The sequence below is a fragment of the Galbibacter mesophilus genome, from assembly GCF_023721415.1.
Taxonomy (GTDB): Bacteria; Bacteroidota; Bacteroidia; order Flavobacteriales; family Flavobacteriaceae; genus Galbibacter; species Galbibacter mesophilus.
Window position 1 is genome coordinate 54784 of the sequence record NZ_JAMQVC010000001.1, and the last position, 16965, is coordinate 71748.

The 16965-nt window shown below is 37.4% G+C and carries 15 protein-coding genes; 3 read left to right on the forward strand and 12 right to left on the reverse strand.

All coding sequences use genetic code 11. From position 1 onward, the window contains the following. Positions 1 to 135: 135 nt before the first annotated feature. Positions 136 to 1479: an adenylosuccinate lyase gene (gene purB, locus NDQ75_RS00185; protein WP_202028752.1), complete on the forward strand. Its 1344-nt coding sequence runs from the start codon at positions 136 to 138 to the stop codon at positions 1477 to 1479. 140 nt (positions 1480 to 1619) lie between these two features. Here purB and NDQ75_RS00190 read toward each other — a convergent pair whose 3' ends face one another. Continuing rightward, on the reverse strand, positions 1620 to 2582 hold the full coding sequence (locus NDQ75_RS00190) for a fasciclin domain-containing protein (RefSeq protein WP_251762006.1): 963 nt from the start codon (positions 2580 to 2582) through the stop codon (positions 1620 to 1622). A 119-nt stretch (positions 2583 to 2701) separates the two neighbouring features. Then, positions 2702 to 4528, reverse strand: a complete 1827-nt coding sequence (locus NDQ75_RS00195) for a fasciclin domain-containing protein (protein ID WP_202028754.1) — start codon at positions 4526 to 4528, stop codon at positions 2702 to 2704. A gap of 407 nt (positions 4529 to 4935) precedes the next feature. On the opposite strand from NDQ75_RS00195, the gene mnmA reads away from it, so the two are divergent. Both mnmA and NDQ75_RS00205 read left to right on the forward strand, forming a co-directional pair. After that, a complete protein-coding gene (gene mnmA, locus NDQ75_RS00200) occupies positions 4936 to 6123 on the forward strand; it encodes a tRNA 2-thiouridine(34) synthase MnmA (protein ID WP_202028755.1) in 1188 nt (395 codons plus the stop codon). A gap of 118 nt (positions 6124 to 6241) precedes the next feature. Continuing rightward, positions 6242 to 7174, forward strand: a complete 933-nt coding sequence (locus NDQ75_RS00205; protein WP_202028756.1) for an NAD(P)H-dependent flavin oxidoreductase — start codon at positions 6242 to 6244, stop codon at positions 7172 to 7174. A 261-nt stretch (positions 7175 to 7435) separates the two neighbouring features. Here NDQ75_RS00205 and queA read toward each other — a convergent pair whose 3' ends face one another. The 10 genes from queA to NDQ75_RS00255 all read right to left on the reverse strand — a co-directional run bounded on the left by queA (position 7436) and on the right by NDQ75_RS00255 (position 16918). Then, positions 7436 to 8485, reverse strand: coding sequence for a tRNA preQ1(34) S-adenosylmethionine ribosyltransferase-isomerase QueA (gene queA / locus NDQ75_RS00210; protein ID WP_202028757.1), 1050 nt, complete (start codon positions 8483 to 8485; stop codon positions 7436 to 7438). A 344-nt stretch (positions 8486 to 8829) separates the two neighbouring features. Next, positions 8830 to 10059 (reverse strand): 3-phosphoshikimate 1-carboxyvinyltransferase, encoded by a 1230-nt coding sequence (locus NDQ75_RS00215; protein WP_202028758.1) that lies wholly within the window; start codon positions 10057 to 10059, stop codon positions 8830 to 8832. A 28-nt stretch (positions 10060 to 10087) separates the two neighbouring features. Then, on the reverse strand, positions 10088 to 10414 hold the full coding sequence (locus NDQ75_RS00220) for a nucleotide pyrophosphohydrolase (RefSeq protein WP_202028759.1): 327 nt from the start codon (positions 10412 to 10414) through the stop codon (positions 10088 to 10090). Next, positions 10414 to 10866 carry a D-aminoacyl-tRNA deacylase gene (gene dtd / locus NDQ75_RS00225; protein ID WP_202028760.1) on the reverse strand — a complete coding sequence of 151 codons (453 nt, stop codon included), beginning with the start codon at positions 10864 to 10866 and terminating at the stop codon, positions 10414 to 10416. Before dtd ends, NDQ75_RS00220 begins: the two co-directional genes overlap by 1 nt. 47 nt (positions 10867 to 10913) lie before the next feature. After that, on the reverse strand, positions 10914 to 11450 hold the full coding sequence (gene mog, locus NDQ75_RS00230) for a molybdopterin adenylyltransferase (protein WP_202028761.1): 537 nt from the start codon (positions 11448 to 11450) through the stop codon (positions 10914 to 10916). A gap of 77 nt (positions 11451 to 11527) precedes the next feature. After that, positions 11528 to 12475, reverse strand: a complete 948-nt coding sequence (rsgA, locus tag NDQ75_RS00235; protein ID WP_202028762.1) for a ribosome small subunit-dependent GTPase A — start codon at positions 12473 to 12475, stop codon at positions 11528 to 11530. Positions 12476 to 12856: 381 nt separating this feature from the next. Beyond that, positions 12857 to 13939, reverse strand: coding sequence for a bifunctional 3-deoxy-7-phosphoheptulonate synthase/chorismate mutase type II (locus NDQ75_RS00240; RefSeq protein WP_202028763.1), 1083 nt, complete (start codon positions 13937 to 13939; stop codon positions 12857 to 12859). Between the two features lie 13 nt (positions 13940 to 13952). Beyond that, on the reverse strand, positions 13953 to 14813 hold the full coding sequence (locus tag NDQ75_RS00245; RefSeq protein ID WP_202028764.1) for a prephenate dehydrogenase: 861 nt from the start codon (positions 14811 to 14813) through the stop codon (positions 13953 to 13955). A gap of 129 nt (positions 14814 to 14942) precedes the next feature. Further along, positions 14943 to 16094 carry a pyridoxal phosphate-dependent aminotransferase gene (locus NDQ75_RS00250; protein WP_202028765.1) on the reverse strand — a complete coding sequence of 384 codons (1152 nt, stop codon included), beginning with the start codon at positions 16092 to 16094 and terminating at the stop codon, positions 14943 to 14945. Then, entirely contained in the window at positions 16091 to 16918 is an 828-nt protein-coding gene (locus tag NDQ75_RS00255) for a prephenate dehydratase (protein WP_202028766.1), read from the reverse strand. The genes NDQ75_RS00250 and NDQ75_RS00255 overlap by 4 nt, the downstream gene beginning before the upstream one ends. Positions 16919 to 16965: the final 47 nt, after the last annotated feature.

The window sequence follows — 16965 nt, forward strand, 5'->3', positions numbered from 1 at the left end:
AAAATAGTTGACCCTTTTAAGAGATAAGGTTAAATTTGCATCTTTGGTCGTAACCAAAAAAATAAAGTGATTATTTAACTAATTTTCAGGTGTAAAAGCCTGCAAATCCCCTCGTGGAGGGACTAATATATAGACATGCAACTGACAACCTTAAACGCTGTTTCCCCTATTGATGGTAGGTACCGAAGTAAAACTGAAAGTTTAGCTGATTTTTTTTCTGAAGAGGCACTTATAAAATACAGAGTACGTATAGAAATTGAATATTTTATCGCCCTTTGTAAAGTTCCGCTTCCGCAGCTAAAAGATTTTGATACTTCGCTCTTTGAAGACCTAAAAGCAATTTACGGGAATTTTACGGCTATCGATGCAGCCGCTATCAAGGAAATTGAAAAAACAACCAACCACGATGTAAAAGCGGTTGAGTACTTTATTAAAGAAAAGTTTGATGCACTGGGCATTGAAAAATATAAAGAATTTATCCATTTCGGACTAACATCGCAAGATATAAACAATACGGCCATTCCGCTTTCTATTAAAGAGGCTTTGGAAAAAACATACCTACCTCTTTACGAAGATATTGTTACTAAACTTAGAAGTTTGGCGCAGGACTGGAAGGATGTTTCCATGTTGGCGAGAACACACGGGCAACCGGCTTCTCCAACTCGTTTAGGGAAAGAGATTGAAGTTTTTATTGCTCGCTTGAACGAACAATTCAGCGGATTGAAAAATATCCCAATTGCAGCTAAATTTGGTGGTGCTACCGGAAATTACAATGCGCACAAAGTAGCATATCCAACCGTAGATTGGAAAAAATTTGGAACTGAGTTTGTGGAAGGATGCTTGCAGTTGCGCCACTCTTTCCCTACTACACAAATTGAGCATTACGACCACATGGCTTCGTTATTTGATGCTTTAAAACGAATCAATACTATTATTATTGATTTCAATAGGGATATGTGGACGTACATTTCTATGGATTACTTCAAACAAAAAATTAAAAAAGGGGAAGTAGGTTCATCAGCTATGCCTCATAAAGTAAATCCAATTGATTTTGAAAATTCTGAAGGGAATTTAGGAATTGCTAATGCCATTTTTGAGCATTTATCAGCAAAGTTACCTATTTCAAGATTGCAAAGAGACCTTACGGACAGTACAGTGCTTAGAAATGTTGGTGTTCCTTTTGGGCATACCTTAATTGCTTTCCAGTCAACTTTAAAAGGATTGAATAAATTACTGCTGAACAGTGCTAAATTTGAAGAAGATTTAGAAAACAACTGGGCCGTAGTTGCCGAGGCCATCCAAACCATTTTGAGAAGGGAAGGCTACGCAAATCCTTATGAAGCCTTGAAAGGACTTACGCGTACCAACGAAAAGATAAACAAGCAATCTATTGCCGCCTTTATTGAAACCCTCGAAGTTTCTGATGAAGTTAAAACAGAACTAAAGGCTATTACTCCTGCAAATTATACAGGAATTTAGGAAATCGTAATTGACACTTGAAATACACACCGTCTCATTTCATAAAATGGGGCGGTTTTTTTATTTATACCTTCAGCAGGTAGCAAAAAAAAGCTGCTTGATTTCTCAAACAGCTTTCCCATAAAATATCTTTTCATTTTCTATTCGTACAAAAGCACTTTGTCTACCACGTGAGCCACGCCATTCCAAGCTACGAAGTCTTTTGCAACTACTTTCGCAGATGCTCCAGTCTTATCAGTTATTGTAATATCATTACCTGTCATAGTAGTTAGGTTTTCTCCTTGCCATGTTTTTACCATTGCATTGTTTTTAATCTTTGTTGAAGTTATTACTTCTCCATCTACAATATGGTAGCGTAAAGTTTGGTCTATTTTTTCAAAAGTCAAAGACGGCATCTCACTAAACGCCTTTCCATTTGGAATGAAAACGGTAAGTTTTGCCGTTTCATTTGATAATTTCTCATACACCTCATTGTTAATCTGCTTGGAAGCATCATACAATTGCGCAAAAACAGGATCTACTTTTAAGAACGTAGCCAACGTGGCTGGCTTTATCACCTTGTTCACTTCATGAATCACGCCATTGTTAACATCAATGTCTGCTTTAGTAACCAAAATACCATCATTAATTACAAACGCATCATTTTCTTTTGACACAAAAAGATTGATACTTGCTTGAGAAGGGAATTGTTTTGCCTGAGTTTTATGGTAACCTGCTGAGATTTCTTCAGCGAATTTTTCTTTACCATTCAACATATGGTTTTTAACAATTTCAGTCAGCCTATTCGTAGGGATGTTTTTCACACTATTCATACCTTCTTCCTTCAAATATGCTTTAAAAGCTTCATCTGTTGGTGCAAAAAAAGTAGTAGATCCACCGCCATCTACATTTAGCGCATCTTGATAACCAACTTGAATGATAGCCTCCACCAATAAACTGTATTTGGGGTCTTCTTTTAAATAAGTATAAAGGCTTACATCGGTTGATACAATAGGATCTTCTTTTTCTCCTCCTTCGTCGGAAGAATCACTACATGCAGTAAGTGAGCATGCGAAAATAAATAAAAGCATAAAAGCTTTTAAGCTTAGGTTTTGTTTTAACATGGTTTCTAAAATTTGGTACGGTAAATATATAGATATTTTTAAAACATTTAACAAAAAAAGAGCTTCCCAGATGGAAAGCTCTTTCATTAAGCAATGATATATGATGAATAGTTATATCCTTAGTTTGTAGTGTCTGGAATTAAAACCGTATCAATCGCGTGGATAACGCCGTTGGTAGCTTGTACATCTACTGCTATCACTCCAATTCCAGTATTTCCAGCACCATCAGTTAAATCTGCTATGTTTTCTCCAGTTCCTGGAAGCGATACTGTAATATTATCTCCTTCTAAGGACATTACCATAGCGCCATCAGTTAAATCACCTGAACGTACATTCGAATTTGCTACCACGTGATGGCTTAAAACCGCACTCAACGTTGGTTCCGCTGGTACCGAAGGCAACTTGGCGAAAGCATCATTCGTAGGTGCAAATACTGTAAATGGTGAATCTGTTGTTCCTGATAATACACTTACAAAATCTGTATCAGCATCTGTTAGAGCACCAACAAGCGAAGAGAAATTAGCATCTGCCGTTGCGAAGGTTACCACTGTTGGTAATCCAATTACGGCATCCACCGCATGGATAACACCATTACTAACTTCAATATCTGCAGCAGTAACTGTTGAAACTCCGTTCAACATTACTCCACTTTCAGTATTTATATAGATACTCAAATTATCTCCATCGGCATTAGTTGCCATAGTACTTCCATACATGGTAGAAAGATCACCAGACATTATTTTACCATCAATAACATGATTTAAAAGTACCTGTGTTAAAAGGTCAGTAGGGACATCATCAAGTGAAGCAAAACTATTATCGCTCAAGAAAGTAGCAAAAGCCTCATTATTTGGCGCGAATACTGTCAACTCAGCATCCTCTGCACTTAAAGCATCTACTAAACCTGCTTTTTGTACTGCTGCTAAAAGAGAAGAATAGTCATCACTCATGGATACAAATCCAGCAACCGTTGGATTAAGTGCGTCTAAAACAACCTGAGGCAATAATACCTTATCAATTGCATGTACTACCCCGTTTATACCTTGAACATCTGCAGCAACCACGTTAGCGTCTACCTCTGTAGCGTCCATTATTTGTACGCCACCGTCAGTTTTAGAAACGGTTAGTTCTTCACCAAGAACGGTTTCTACCATTTGTCCATCAGTAAGAGCTCCGGAAGTTGCGTTAGCTCCGGAAACTACATGGTACGTAAGAACAGCCTCCAAAGTAGCATCATCGATATCAGCTAAAGATTCTGCTCCAAGCATATCTAAAAGATCTGCGAAAGCATCGTTTGTTGGTGCAAATACTGTGAATGGCGAACCTTCCGTTCCGCTTAAAATTCCGGTGTATTGATCACCAAATCTCTCTAATGCTTCTACCAAAATAGAAAATTCTGGATTGGCAACGGCATGACCCGTAACTGTAGGTTCTCTTAAAACCGCATCTACTTTATGGATAACACCATTGGTAGCGTTGATATCTACAGTAGTTGGCGATGCAACTCCATTAAATTCAACCACACCTTCAGTATTTATAAACATACTAATCATGGTTTCGTTTGGACCCATTGCTAGGGTTGATTTATATGAAGTAGAAAGGTCTCCAGACAACATTACTTCTCCAAAAACATGGTTTAGTAATATATTTTCCAAAACGTCTTCATCAACGGCATCAACATTCGTTATCCCTGCTGCTTCGAAAGCCGCATTGGTTGGTGCAAGTACAGTAAAAGTTCCGTCTTGGTTAAGCGTAGCGTCTAATCCAGTTCTTGTAAGAGCAGCTACTAAAATGGTGAGTTCAGAATCGGCAGCTGCAGTTTCAGTAATTGAAAGTTCTGGATTGGGCGTTGGCGTCATGTTGTCGTCATCATCTGAACAGGCAACTGCGCCTACAACCATTAATGCAAGTAATGCAACTTTTTTTAAATGGGTGATTGTTTTCATTTTTGATTATTTTTTTGGATTACTAAAAGAACATGTTTAAATATTGTTCAACTAAATTAGTTTAAAAGTTAAACAAAAATGAAAGATTAACTTTTTTTAACAATCACAATAATAACCTTTAACACATTATATTTCTATTATTTAACTCTTAAAACCAGCAACACCAAGCACTATACAATAATTAATCTTTTATATATAATGTTAAACAAAATAATGTTCTAAACTATAAAATCTTAAAATTGAAAGATTTCCCGCATATCCACGACTAAACTCTTCGATCGAATTTTGTAATTTTGCACATATTTCAGTTCGCTCAAAGGAAACATTTACATTTCTCTCTTAAATATCTAAGACAGTTTGTACGTGGAGGTTTTGTAGGCGATTGAAATCACAATCAATAAAGGCACATGAAACGAGTAATAGTTGGACTTTCAGGCGGGGTAGATTCTAGTGTAACTGCTTATCTTTTAAAAGAGCAGGGCTACGAGGTAATTGGCTTATTTATGAAAAATTGGCATGACGATTCGGTTACTATCTCCAATGAATGTCCTTGGCTAGAAGACAGTAACGATGCTTTGATGGTTGCTGAGAAACTGGGAATACCTTTTCAAACGGTAGATTTAAGTGAGCAATACAAAGAACGTATTGTGGACTATATGTTTAACGAATATGAACGTGGCAGAACTCCTAATCCAGACGTTCTTTGCAATCGGGAAATAAAATTTGACGTATTCCTTAAAATTGCTCTTGACCTTGGTGCGGATTATGTTGCCACAGGTCATTATTGCCGAAAAGATACCATTGAAATAAAGGGAAAACCCATTCACCGACTTTTGGCAGGTGCAGATAACAACAAAGATCAATCATATTTCCTTTGTCAACTTTCCCAAGAACAACTTAGCAAGACTCTTTTCCCAATTGGGGAATTGACAAAACCTGAAGTGCGGAAAATTGCTGCGGAAAATAATTTAATTACCGCTGAAAAGAAAGATTCACAAGGGCTTTGCTTCATAGGAAAAGTTAGGCTACCAGATTTTCTTCAACAAAAATTAAAACCAAAAGAAGGTCAGATTATCGAAATTCCTGCATCGAAAGTATTGGAAAAAAGAGGTCGTAACGGTTTTCAAAATAAAGATGATGAACTTGCTTTTAACGCCGAAAAAACCACTTATTCTATTTCGGACGGAAAAGTTGTAGGAAAACATCAAGGCGCACATTATTTTACTAAAGGGCAACGTAAAGGACTGGCCGTTGGCGGAACTCCGGAGCCATTGTTTGTAATAGAAACCGATGTGGAGGAAAATGTAATTTATACTGGCCAGGGCAAAGACCACCCCGGATTGTTTCGCAAAGCACTTTTCGTTACCGATGATGAACTTCACTGGGTTCGTGAAGATTTGGCTTTGCAAGTCGATAATTCTATGGAAGTTATGGCCCGCATACGTTACAGACAACCATTGCAGCGAGCCACTCTTTATAAAGTAGAAGGCGGTTTGTATGTAGATTTTGAAAATGAGCAAAGTGCAATTACCGAAGGACAGTTTGTTGCTTTCTATCAAAACGAAGAACTTATCGGGTCTGGTGTAATTAGTTGATTTACCAGCAAAATTCGCTTTTGACTTATTGAAAATCTAAGAATTTCATTGGTTTTAGACTGACTGAACGAATCGAATCTAGCATTCGTTTGCTGTGCATTTATTTCTATATTTGAGTATGGAAAACAAAATCACAAAACTATTCAACATACAATACCCCATTATTCAAGCAGGAATGGTTTGGGCCAGTGGATGGCGATTAGCTTCCGCAGCTTCCAACGCAGGGATTTTAGGTTTAATTGGTGCTGGATCCATGTATCCTGAGGTTCTCAAAGAACATATTCAGAAATGTAAAAAAGCTACCGACAAGCCCTTTGGCGTGAATGTTCCATTGTTATATCCTGATATTGACAAAATAATGGACATCATCATTAAGGAAGGTGTAAAAATAGTTTTTACTTCCGCTGGAAATCCGAAAACTTGGACCTCTCATTTGCAATCGCACGGAATTACCGTAGTGCACGTGGTTAGTAGTGTGAAATTTGCACTGAAAGCACAAGAAGCAGGTGTTGATGCCGTTGTAGCTGAAGGATTTGAAGCGGGTGGACATAACGGAAGGGATGAAACCACTACGTTTACCCTTATCCCAATGGTTAAAGAAAAAAATTCCATTCCGTTAATTGCAGCTGGTGGAATCGCAACCGGACGTGGTATGTTGGCTGCCATGGTCTTAGGAGCCGATGGCGTGCAAATAGGAAGTAGGTTTGTGGCCAGCGAAGAAGCTTCTTCACACATCAATTTTAAAGAAAAAGTTATTGAAAGCAAAGAAGGCGATACTCAACTCACTTTGAAAGAACTCGCACCAGTACGTTTAATTAAAAATAAATTTTTTAACGACATTCAAGCACTCTACGCAAAAGGCACCAATAAAGAAGAATTAGCAGAATTGCTTGGACGGGCTAGAGCTAAAAAAGGAATGTTTGAAGGCGATTTGGAAGAGGGCGAACTAGAAATAGGTCAGATTAGCGGACTTATAAATGACATTCTACCGGTTTCGAAAATTGTAGAAAATATAGTTTCTGAATTTGAGGAAGCTAAAAAGCTATTGTGATAAAAGCCCGAAGACGGATACATGAGGTTAGATGCCAGAAGTTGGATCCCAGAAAATTTCTATTGATTTAAGGTTTTTTGATTTCTTCCTCCTGTTCAGTTATGACCCGATGTAAACGGCTTACATCTTATTGCAACACTAGTCAACAATTAACTCATTTAACGAATTAACCCAAATAAAAAATCCCCTTTCCAAAGCTAGATTGGGGATTTTTTGAGGGTTGTTATATCTTAAAAGCTTATAACATTTATTATTCTATTATTATAAAATCAACATAGCGTCTCCGTAAGAATAAAACTTATATTCTTCTTTGATTGCTTCTTTATAGGCCTTCATCATAAAATCATGACCAACAAAAGCAGAAATCATCATTAAAAGTGTCGATTTCGGAGTGTGGAAATTAGTTACCATACAGTTTGCGATGCTAAAATCGTATGGAGGAAAAATAAACTTGTTTGTCCATCCTTCGTATGGATTCAACATATGATCTGAAGAAACAGAGCTTTCAAGTCCGCGCATAGCAGTCGTACCGATAGCACAAACTTTTCTCTTGTTGTCTTTTGCTTTGTTTACAATAGCAGCTGCCTTTTCGTCAATAAAAAGCTCTTCACTATCCATTTTATGCTTGGAAAGATCTTCCACCTCTACCGGATTAAAAGTTCCTAGTCCGACATGCAACGTAAGTTCAGCAAAATCAATCCCTTTAATTTCCAAACGTTTCAATAAGTGCTTAGAAAAGTGAAGTCCCGCAGTAGGAGCTGCTACAGCACCTTCCGTTTTAGCATAAATAGTTTGGTAACGCTCTTCATCCTCTGGCTCAACATCTCTTTTAATATACTTTGGAAGTGGTGTTTCCCCAAGTTCATTCAGTTTTCTTCTGAATTCTTCATAAGAGCCATCATATAGAAAACGAAGTGTTCTTCCTCTAGAAGTTGTATTATCAATTACTTCAGCCACCAGACTTTCATCCTCGCCAAAGTACAATTTATTACCAATTCTAATTTTTCGAGCTGGATCTACCAACACATCCCAAAGACGCTGCTCTACGTTAAGCTCCCTCAAAAGAAAAACCTCGATACGTGCTCCAGTTTTTTCTTTATTCCCAAATAGGCGTGCAGGGAAAACTTTGGTATTGTTAAGAACCATAACGTCTCCTTCATCAAAGTAATCGATCAAATCCTTGAACATTTTGTGCTCAATTTTCTGCTCTTTTCTGTGAAGTACCATTAAACGTGCTTCATCCCTGTTTTCAGAAGGATATTCAGCCAATAATTCTTTAGGAAGTTCAAAATTAAAATGTGATAATTTCATTTGCTAACTTTTGTTTTTAAAGAATCTACCGAAAACCAATAAAAAACCGATATTCTCAAAGCCCTTCAAGGTCTTAGAAAAATCGGCATTTATTTATGGTTATTTCGTTAGATTCAAATCCGTTTATAAAAAGAAAATCTTAGGGTTACGACCAATTAATTTTCTATAATTATATTTTTTGCGAGCCGCAAATATACAATATGCAGATAGGGGTTGTCAAGTAAAACACCAATTATTTCTAATTTTCAAGTAATTACTAACCCATTCGTCTTAGTTAAGCAACAAAATCCAGATTTCAAATGTGATGCATTGAAGCTCTAATTCTTCAAATTAAGCTTTACAAATTAGATTTCTTCCACCTTCATCTCCAGTGTGGCCATATCTTTCCAAAAATCGGGATAGGATTTAGAAACTACTTCAGCATCATTAATTAGTATTGGTACCTGAAGAGCCAATGGTGCAAACGCCATCGCCATACGGTGATCGTTGTACGTATCAATGGCAATATTCTCTTTAATCTCTTCGGAAGGTTTTAAAAACAACTCTTTGTCCGTTACCGAAATATTAGCACCCAACTTGCCGAGTTCCGTTTTTAAAGCTTCCAAACGATCGGTCTCTTTAATTTTTAACGTATGTAGCCCGGTAAGCTCGCACCCCAAACCTAAACCGAAACAAGTTACCGCAATAGTTTGGGCGATATCGGGAGCGTTTGCCAAATCAACTTTAATAAAAGTGTCTTTTGCCACCTCTTTTGTTTTCTTGAGTGTAACCACATTTTTATTGAAAACAGTAGTAACTCCAAATTGTTTATAAATCTCCTGAAGCACACTATCCCCCTGTAAGCTGGTGGCCTTATAGCTCGATAAAGAAACTTCAGAACCTACCGAAGCCAAAGCCATGATGCTATAAAAATAAGAAGCCGAACTCCAATCGGATTCTACTACCAACGTCTTTTCTTTGACCTCATCAGAGGAATGAACCGTTATTATATTTTCTTCAAAAGAAGTTTTTACACCAATTTCATTCAGCAAAGCCAATGTCATTTTTATGTAAGGAACCGAAGTTATTTTACCTTCTAGGTTAAGCTCCAGTCCGTTTACTAAAGTCGGTGCCACCAATAGCAATGCAGAAATATATTGACTGCTTACATTGGCCGCCAATGAAACCTGATTTTTTATTATTTTTTTTCCTTTAATTTTAACAGGTGGGTAACCGTCATTTTTTACATATGAAATATCAGCCCCCAATTGCTGTAATGCTTCTACCAAAATTTTTATAGGGCGCTCTGTCATTCGCTGCGAGCCAGTTAATGTAACTTCTCTACCTTCCTGCGAAGCAAAAAATGCCGTTAAAAAGCGCATGGCGGTTCCCGCGTGATGAATATCAACTTCCCCTTGGTGAACTTGAAGTCCTTTTTTCATTACTTGGGAATCGTCAGAATTTGATATGTTTTCGGTTACCAGTGAAGAAAAAAGAGCTTGTAAAAGCAGCACGCGGTTACTTTCACTTTTAGAACCTGTAATTTGTATATGCTGGTGTATGTTCTTTTGATTGGAAGATAAATGTAATTTCAAAATGATAAATATTTATGCTGAAAAAATCTTATTTTAATTTTTCGTTATTATGATGCCTATCGTGATCTCGCTTCGTTTTAATGTCCAATTTTTTATCAAAAGCAGCTTGTAGATCTACCCCAGTTTGGTTTGCCAAACAAAGCACTACAAAAACAACATCGGCAAGTTCCTCTCCTAAATCCTTATTTTTATCGCTCTCCTTTTCGCTTTGTTCGCCATAGCGTCGAGCTATAATTCTAGCCACCTCCCCTACTTCTTCCGTAAGCTGCGCCATATTGGTAAGTTCGTTAAAATAGCGAACCCCATGTTCTTTTATCCATTTATCTACGTCTAGCTGAGCGTTTTTTATGTTCATTACTCCCTATTTTTAGAATCAATTAGTATTGTTACCGGTCCGTCGTTTACCAAAGAAACCTTCATATCTGCGCCAAAAGTACCTGTGCCTATTTTCTTTCCGAGTTCTTTTTCTAACTGCGAAACAAAAGCTTCGTATAAAGGAACGGCAATTTCTGGTTTTGCAGCTTTTATATAGGAAGGTCTATTCCCCTTTTTGGTAGATGCATGCAACGTAAATTGACTCACCACTAAAGCCTCACCGTCAATATCTTTTAAAGAAACATTCATCACTCCATCATCATCATTAAAAATTCGTAAGCTCCCAATTTTTCGGCATAACCATTCAATATCCCGTTGATCATCTATTTCTTCTATCCCCAACAAAACAAGAACACCATTTTTAATGGAAGAAGTCACTTCTCCCTCGATGGTCACACTTGCTTCACTAACTCTTTGAATTACTACTCGCATTTAGTTTTTCAGGTTTGATGATTTTTGTTTTTTTACTTTATCTCTTCTTACCCCTTTTTCTTTGGGCGAAAGGGCTTTATCACCGCTTCGTTGCACTCTAAAAAAGGACCTTCCATTAAATCTATACAATAGGGAATCGCTGGAAAAACTGCGTCAAGGCATTCTCGAATTGATTTTGGTTTTCCAGGAAGATTAACAATTAAACTTCCGTTTCTTAGTCCGGCGGTTTGTCTAGATAGAATAGCCGTTGGCACATATTTTAATGATTCCATCCGCATTAACTCACCAAAACCGGGCATCATTCTATCGCATACAGCTTCCGTAGCTTCTGGGGTAACGTCCCTTTTTGCGGGACCAGTGCCACCAGTGGTAACTACCAAACAACAGTTTTCGTCATCAACCATTTTTATGATTGATTTTTCAATCTCCTGTTGTTCATCTGGAATAACTTCATATACTTCTTCCCATTCAGAAATCAAATAGTCATTCAGTGTATCTATGATGGCTTTTCCGCTTATGTCTTCATAAACTCCTGCACTTGCCCTATCGCTTACCGTTAGAATTCCAATTTTAATTTTTGACATATTTCTGCTCTTCTTTCCTTTTCACAGATGATTTTTTTGATATAATAACCTCGAAGTAACATATACTTTTCGAGATACTAGCTCCCGTAAATATCCGTGCGGTAGTTTTCTTCTTCGCCTTCTAAAATCTGAACATAACTTTTATATCGGCTCCAAGCTATTTCATCGTTTTCCAAAGCTTCCTTGACGGCGCACTTTGGTTCGTCGATATGTAGACAATTATTAAACTTACAATCGCCCTTTCGCTGAAAGAATTCCGGAAAATAATTCCCCACCTCATGTTTCTCCATATTAACAATCCCAAAACCTTTAATTCCGGGGGTGTCTATAATACGGGCATCGAAACTCAAATCGTACATCTCCGCAAAAGTTGTGGTATGCTGTCCTTGTTTGTGCTGCTCTGAAATTTCAGCCGTTTTTAGGTCCAAGCTTGGTTCAATAACATTTATCAAAGTTGATTTCCCCACACCGGAATGTCCAGAAAAAATACTCGTTTTACCAAACATTAGCTGCTTTACCTCATCAATATTTATTTTTTCTTTTGCTGAAACTTCCAAACAACGGTAACCTATATTGGTATATAAATCTTCCAAATACTTTACTTCTCCGATTTCCTCTTCGTTATAGCTATCTATTTTATTGAAAAGCAGAACAGGCATAACCTGATACGCTTCCAAAGTAACCAAAAAACGGTCGATAAAATCTGTAAATGTTGTTGGGTTGTTTAGGGTAACCAACAAAAAAGCAACATCAATGTTGGCACCAATAATATGGGTTCGCTTGGATAGGTTCACCGATTTACGGACAATATAATTTTTGCGTTCCTCGATATCGTTAATAACGCCTATGGTTTCGTCTCCAACCGTTTCAAGATCAAAAGCTACTTTATCGCCCACGGCAACAGGATTGGTACTTTTAATACCCTTTATCCTAAATTTCCCTTTTATTCTACAATTGTAGAATTGCCCATCTTCAGCTTTTACACTGTACCAACTGCCTGTAGATTTGTAAACGGTACCTATCATTAATTTAAATGCCCATTTATATTTATTAAATAAGAGATTGAAATAAGACTTTTAGAACTGAGTCTATCTCTTTCATTTCTTTTGCTCGCCCAAAAGAAACGAAACAAAGAAAAAGGCGCCTTATCCAAGGAATTTTTTCGACCATGAAGTCAAAAAACCGTAATCAAAACTCCGCGTCGCTTCATTCTTGCGCTCCTGCTCTCGGAGCTTTTGATGACTATTCTGAGGACAAGGGGTTTTCAAATTAAAATCTATCCCCTTATTTAAATAAAAAATTAGAAGTCAAAAGTACAAATTTAGAAGTTATTGAATGTTGTAATATATAACTTCAATAAACAACTTCCATCTTACTTGCACTTTTGACCTCCTTTTTAAAAACTGTTATGGCTTAACAATTTTCTCTTGATGGTTAATGGATTCTTGGTGAATAGCCTTGAAGATTTTTAAAATAAATTCTTCGCTCAAGCCTTTTTCCTCACCGTCCATAATCATTTTACCTAAAATTTCATTCCAACGTTTGGATTGAAGTACGGCAACGTTACGTTCCTTTTTAAGTGCCCCTATTTCATCAGAAATCTTCATACGCTTTCCTAGCGTTTCTACCAACGTATTGTCAATAGCATCAATCTGAGCACGGAAATTAGTTAACTTGCTATTGTAATCAACTTCTTGATCGGTTTCCTTTCTGATTTTTAAATCTTTCATAATTTGCTTCAAAGATTCCGGTGTAACCTGTTGAGCAGCATCACTCCAGGCCTTGTCTGGCGTACAATGTGTTTCTATCATCAAACCGTCATAGTTAAGATCTAAAGCCATTTGAGAAACATCAAAAATTAAATCACGGTTACCCGTAATGTGGGATGGATCTAAAATAAGTGGAAGATCTGGGAACTTGTTTTGTAACTCAATAGCCAATTGCCACTCTGGATTGTTTCTGTACTTAGATTTTTCGTAAGTTGAGAATCCGCGGTGGATAACCCCTAAATTCTTAATATCCTTGCTGTACAAGCGCTCAATTCCTCCAAGCCATAAAGCTAAATCTGGATTCACTGGGTTTTTTACCAAAACTATTTTATCAGTTCCTTCTAAAGCATCAGCAATATCTTGAACAATAAACGGACTCACAGTCGACCGTGCACCAATCCACAACAAATCGATATCATGTTCCAAAGCCAATTCTACGTGTGCTCTGTTCGCCACTTCAGTAGCCGTTTTTAATCCGGTTTCTTCTTTAACACGTTGCAACCATTTTAAACCAATAGCGCCTACGCCTTCAAAATTTCCAGGTCTTGTTCTTGGTTTCCAAATACCGGCACGGTAGTAATTTACATCGGTATCCTTTAGGTCATGTGCAATTTGCATTACCTGTTCTTCTGTCTCTGCGCTACATGGGCCGGCTATCACTAATGGATGATCTAAGTTCATCTCGTCCAACCATGTTCTTAATCCTGCTGAATTTTCCATTTTTTAAATTTACTTATGAAGTTTTGATTGAAATTCCTTTTAATATTTCCTTTATTCTATTTGTATCTGCCATTTCTTGATAAATAGCTTCAAAATTATCGTCTTGCATTAACTCTTTAAACTTTTGAAGGTTCGCAATATATTCTTCTAAAGTTTCAATGACGTTTTCTTTATTGTGCTGAAAAATGGGGCTCCACATCGCCGGCGAACTTTTTGCCAACCGAACGGTGCTTTCAAATCCACTCCCGGCCATATCAAAAATATCGCGCTCGTTTTTCTCTTTATCAATCACCGTTTTCCCTAGCATAAACGAACTGATGTGCGATAAATGCGATACATACGCAATGTGTCTATCATGCGCTTTGGGCTCCATATACCGAATTCGCATACCTAAATCATTAAAAATCCCGAACGCACGTTCTTGCAACTTAAATGCTGTTTTTTCTACCTCGCAAATAATGTTCGTTTTATTTCTGTACAATTCCCGTATCGCCGCTTTGGGGCCAGAAAACTCAGTTCCCGCAATGGGATGGGTTGCCAAAAAATTCCTTCTTTTAGGATGGTTCTCCAGCACACTGCAAATATTAGCTTTTGTAGAGCCTACATCAAAAACCAAAGTGTCGTCTTTTACGATGTCCAACACCTTAGGAATAACACTAATAGCAGCATCTACAGGGATAGAAACTATAACCACATCTGCTTTAGCTACATCTTCAAAAACAGCCTTCTCATCAATAAAACCTAGTGCCAACGCTTCATCCATGTGGGTTTCATTCTTATCAAAGCCAAAAATGGTAACCTTATCGTTACTGGCTTTAATGTCCAACGCCATCGATCCGCCTATGAGCCCTAACCCTATTACAAATACATTCATTTTGAATTATGATTTATGAATTCCGATTTACGAATTATGGTTTTTAACCGTAAATCTCCTTCTTTATTCTCTTTTCCCTGTTCTCTTTTCTATTTTCTCTTCTCAATACTCACCTCTCAATACTCTCTTCTATTCTGAAAACCTATCAATTGCTTCCTGAATTTTCTCCTCTTTTACACATAATGAAAACCGAATATACCCTTCACCATTACTGCCGAAAATAGTTCCCGGCGTGATAAATATGCTTTTGTCGTACAATACTTTATCAATAAATTCTTCTGCGGAAGTTATTTCCTTCGGAAGCTTCGCCCAAACAAACATTCCAGATGCATTTTCATCATAGGAGCAATTCAATTTTTCAGCCAATTGAAAAATAAGTGCTCTCCTTTTTTGATACACCTCATTCAATCCTGAATACCAATCGCTGGAAGATTCCAATGCTTTAACCGCACCTTTTTGCAGACCGTAAAACATTCCACTATCCATATTGCTCTTCACCTTTAAAACGGCATCAAGAAAAGTAGCGTTTCCAAAAATAAATCCTACGCGCCAACCCGCCATGTTAAACGTTTTGCTCAACGAATTTAACTCCAAAGCCACATCTTCCGCCCCAGGCGTTGATAAAATACTTAAACGCTCGTCGTTCAACACAAAACTGTAGGGATTATCGTTTACTAGAAGAATGTCGTTGCGTTTAGCGAAAGTCACCAACTCAGCGAAAATTTCTTTGTTCGCGTTTGCACCCGTCGGCATATGCGGATAGCTTAACCACATTAATTTCACTTTAGACAAATCTTGAGCTTCCAATGCTTCAATACTTGGCAACCATCCACTTTCTTGGGTTAAATCGTAATACCTTGGTTTCGCGCCTACCAATTTTGTTACCGAAGTGTAGGTTGGGTACCCCGGATTGGGAATAAGCACCTCATCACCTTCATTTAAAAAAGCCATGCTAATATGCATAATTCCTTCTTTAGAACCCATTAATGGCATTATCTCGGTCTCACTATCAATTGCAACATCGAAGTGATTTTCATAAAAACGAGCTGCGGCCTCCCTTAACTCCGGCAATCCTTGATAGCTTTGGTATTGATGTGCTTTTTCTTCTTTAAGCGAACTTACCAAGGCTTGCAGAACTTCTTCAGAAGGAGCCATATCCGGACTCCCAATCCCCATATTAATAATGGGCTTCCCTTGAGCTAACAAGCTTCTAACTTCCCTTAATTTCTTTGAGAAGTAGTATTCTTCAACCGTATGTAATCTATCGGCGACCTGTATCATCTTTTTACATTTTTATATTCTCCGTGCACTTTAAAATGGGATGCCATAATACTTAGCAGTGACTTTGCTTTTTCAAAATCTTCGTACTGCTCAAAAGTAACATCCACAAAAAACGAATAACGCCACGGGGTTTCTATTTTTGGTAGAGATTGAATTTTAGTAAGGTTCAATTTGCAATCGCTCATTACGTTTAGCACCGTCGCCAAACTTCCGCGCTTGGTACCCAATTCAAACATTACCGAAGCTTTATTTATTTCTTCCTTCGGAAGTATGGAATTCTGTGTTTTTACAATTACAAAACGTGTTGAATTCGACTTTATCGTTTGTATTTTTTCCGCTAGTATTTCCAATTCAAAAATCGTTGCAGCCGCTTTGCTTGCAATAGCACCTATACCTTTAAGCTGACCCAAATGAATCCTTCTAGCAACTTCCGCAGTATCAGAATCTTCAATTAATTTTATATGCGGGTATTGCTTTAAAAACGGTTTACATTGTAATAATGCCATCGGGTGGGAATACACTTCCTTAATGTCTTCGATAGATTGCCCTTTAAGCGCCATTAAGTTATGGTTTACGTTTATGTAGTGCTCCCCAATAATGTGCAAATTGTTGTTATCTATTAATGCGTAATTCGGAATAATTGAACCTGCAATGGAATTTTCTATAGCCATCACTGCTATGTCGCTGGTTTTATCTAAAAGGCTATCCACCAAAGCATCAAAAGAAAGGCATTCATGCACTGCTACTTCCTTCCCAAAGTATTCTTGCGCTACTTGATGATGAAAAGACCCTAAAATTCCTTGTATAGCTACTTTCTTGTTCATTTAAATTTTGCATAAAAAAAAGTCCCGAAATAATTTCGGGACTCTAT

Excerpts from the sequence above, each read along its gene's own strand:
- mog (WP_202028761.1), bottom strand. The coding sequence starts at position 11,450 with ATGTCAAAAATTAAAATTGGAATTCTAACGGTAAGCGATAGGGCAAGT.
- NDQ75_RS00220 (WP_202028759.1), bottom strand. The coding sequence starts at position 10,414 with ATGAACATAAAAAACGCTCAGCTAGACGTAGATAAATGGATAAAAGAA.
- purB (WP_202028752.1), top strand. The coding sequence starts at position 136 with ATGCAACTGACAACCTTAAACGCTGTTTCCCCTATTGATGGTAGGTAC.
- NDQ75_RS00240 (WP_202028763.1), bottom strand. The coding sequence starts at position 13,939 with ATGGAAAATTCAGCAGGATTAAGAACATGGTTGGACGAGATGAACTTA.
- NDQ75_RS00205 (WP_202028756.1), top strand. The coding sequence starts at position 6,242 with ATGGAAAACAAAATCACAAAACTATTCAACATACAATACCCCATTATT.
- NDQ75_RS00255 (WP_202028766.1), bottom strand. The coding sequence starts at position 16,918 with ATGAACAAGAAAGTAGCTATACAAGGAATTTTAGGGTCTTTTCATCAT.
- queA (WP_202028757.1), bottom strand. The coding sequence starts at position 8,485 with ATGAAATTATCACATTTTAATTTTGAACTTCCTAAAGAATTATTGGCT.
- rsgA (WP_202028762.1), bottom strand. The coding sequence starts at position 12,475 with ATGATAGGTACCGTTTACAAATCTACAGGCAGTTGGTACAGTGTAAAA.
- NDQ75_RS00195 (WP_202028754.1), bottom strand. The coding sequence starts at position 4,528 with ATGAAAACAATCACCCATTTAAAAAAAGTTGCATTACTTGCATTAATG.
- NDQ75_RS00190 (WP_251762006.1), bottom strand. The coding sequence starts at position 2,582 with ATGTTAAAACAAAACCTAAGCTTAAAAGCTTTTATGCTTTTATTTATT.
- NDQ75_RS00245 (WP_202028764.1), bottom strand. The coding sequence starts at position 14,813 with ATGAATGTATTTGTAATAGGGTTAGGGCTCATAGGCGGATCGATGGCG.
- NDQ75_RS00250 (WP_202028765.1), bottom strand. The coding sequence starts at position 16,094 with ATGATACAGGTCGCCGATAGATTACATACGGTTGAAGAATACTACTTC.
- dtd (WP_202028760.1), bottom strand. The coding sequence starts at position 10,866 with ATGCGAGTAGTAATTCAAAGAGTTAGTGAAGCAAGTGTGACCATCGAG.
- mnmA (WP_202028755.1), top strand. The coding sequence starts at position 4,936 with ATGAAACGAGTAATAGTTGGACTTTCAGGCGGGGTAGATTCTAGTGTA.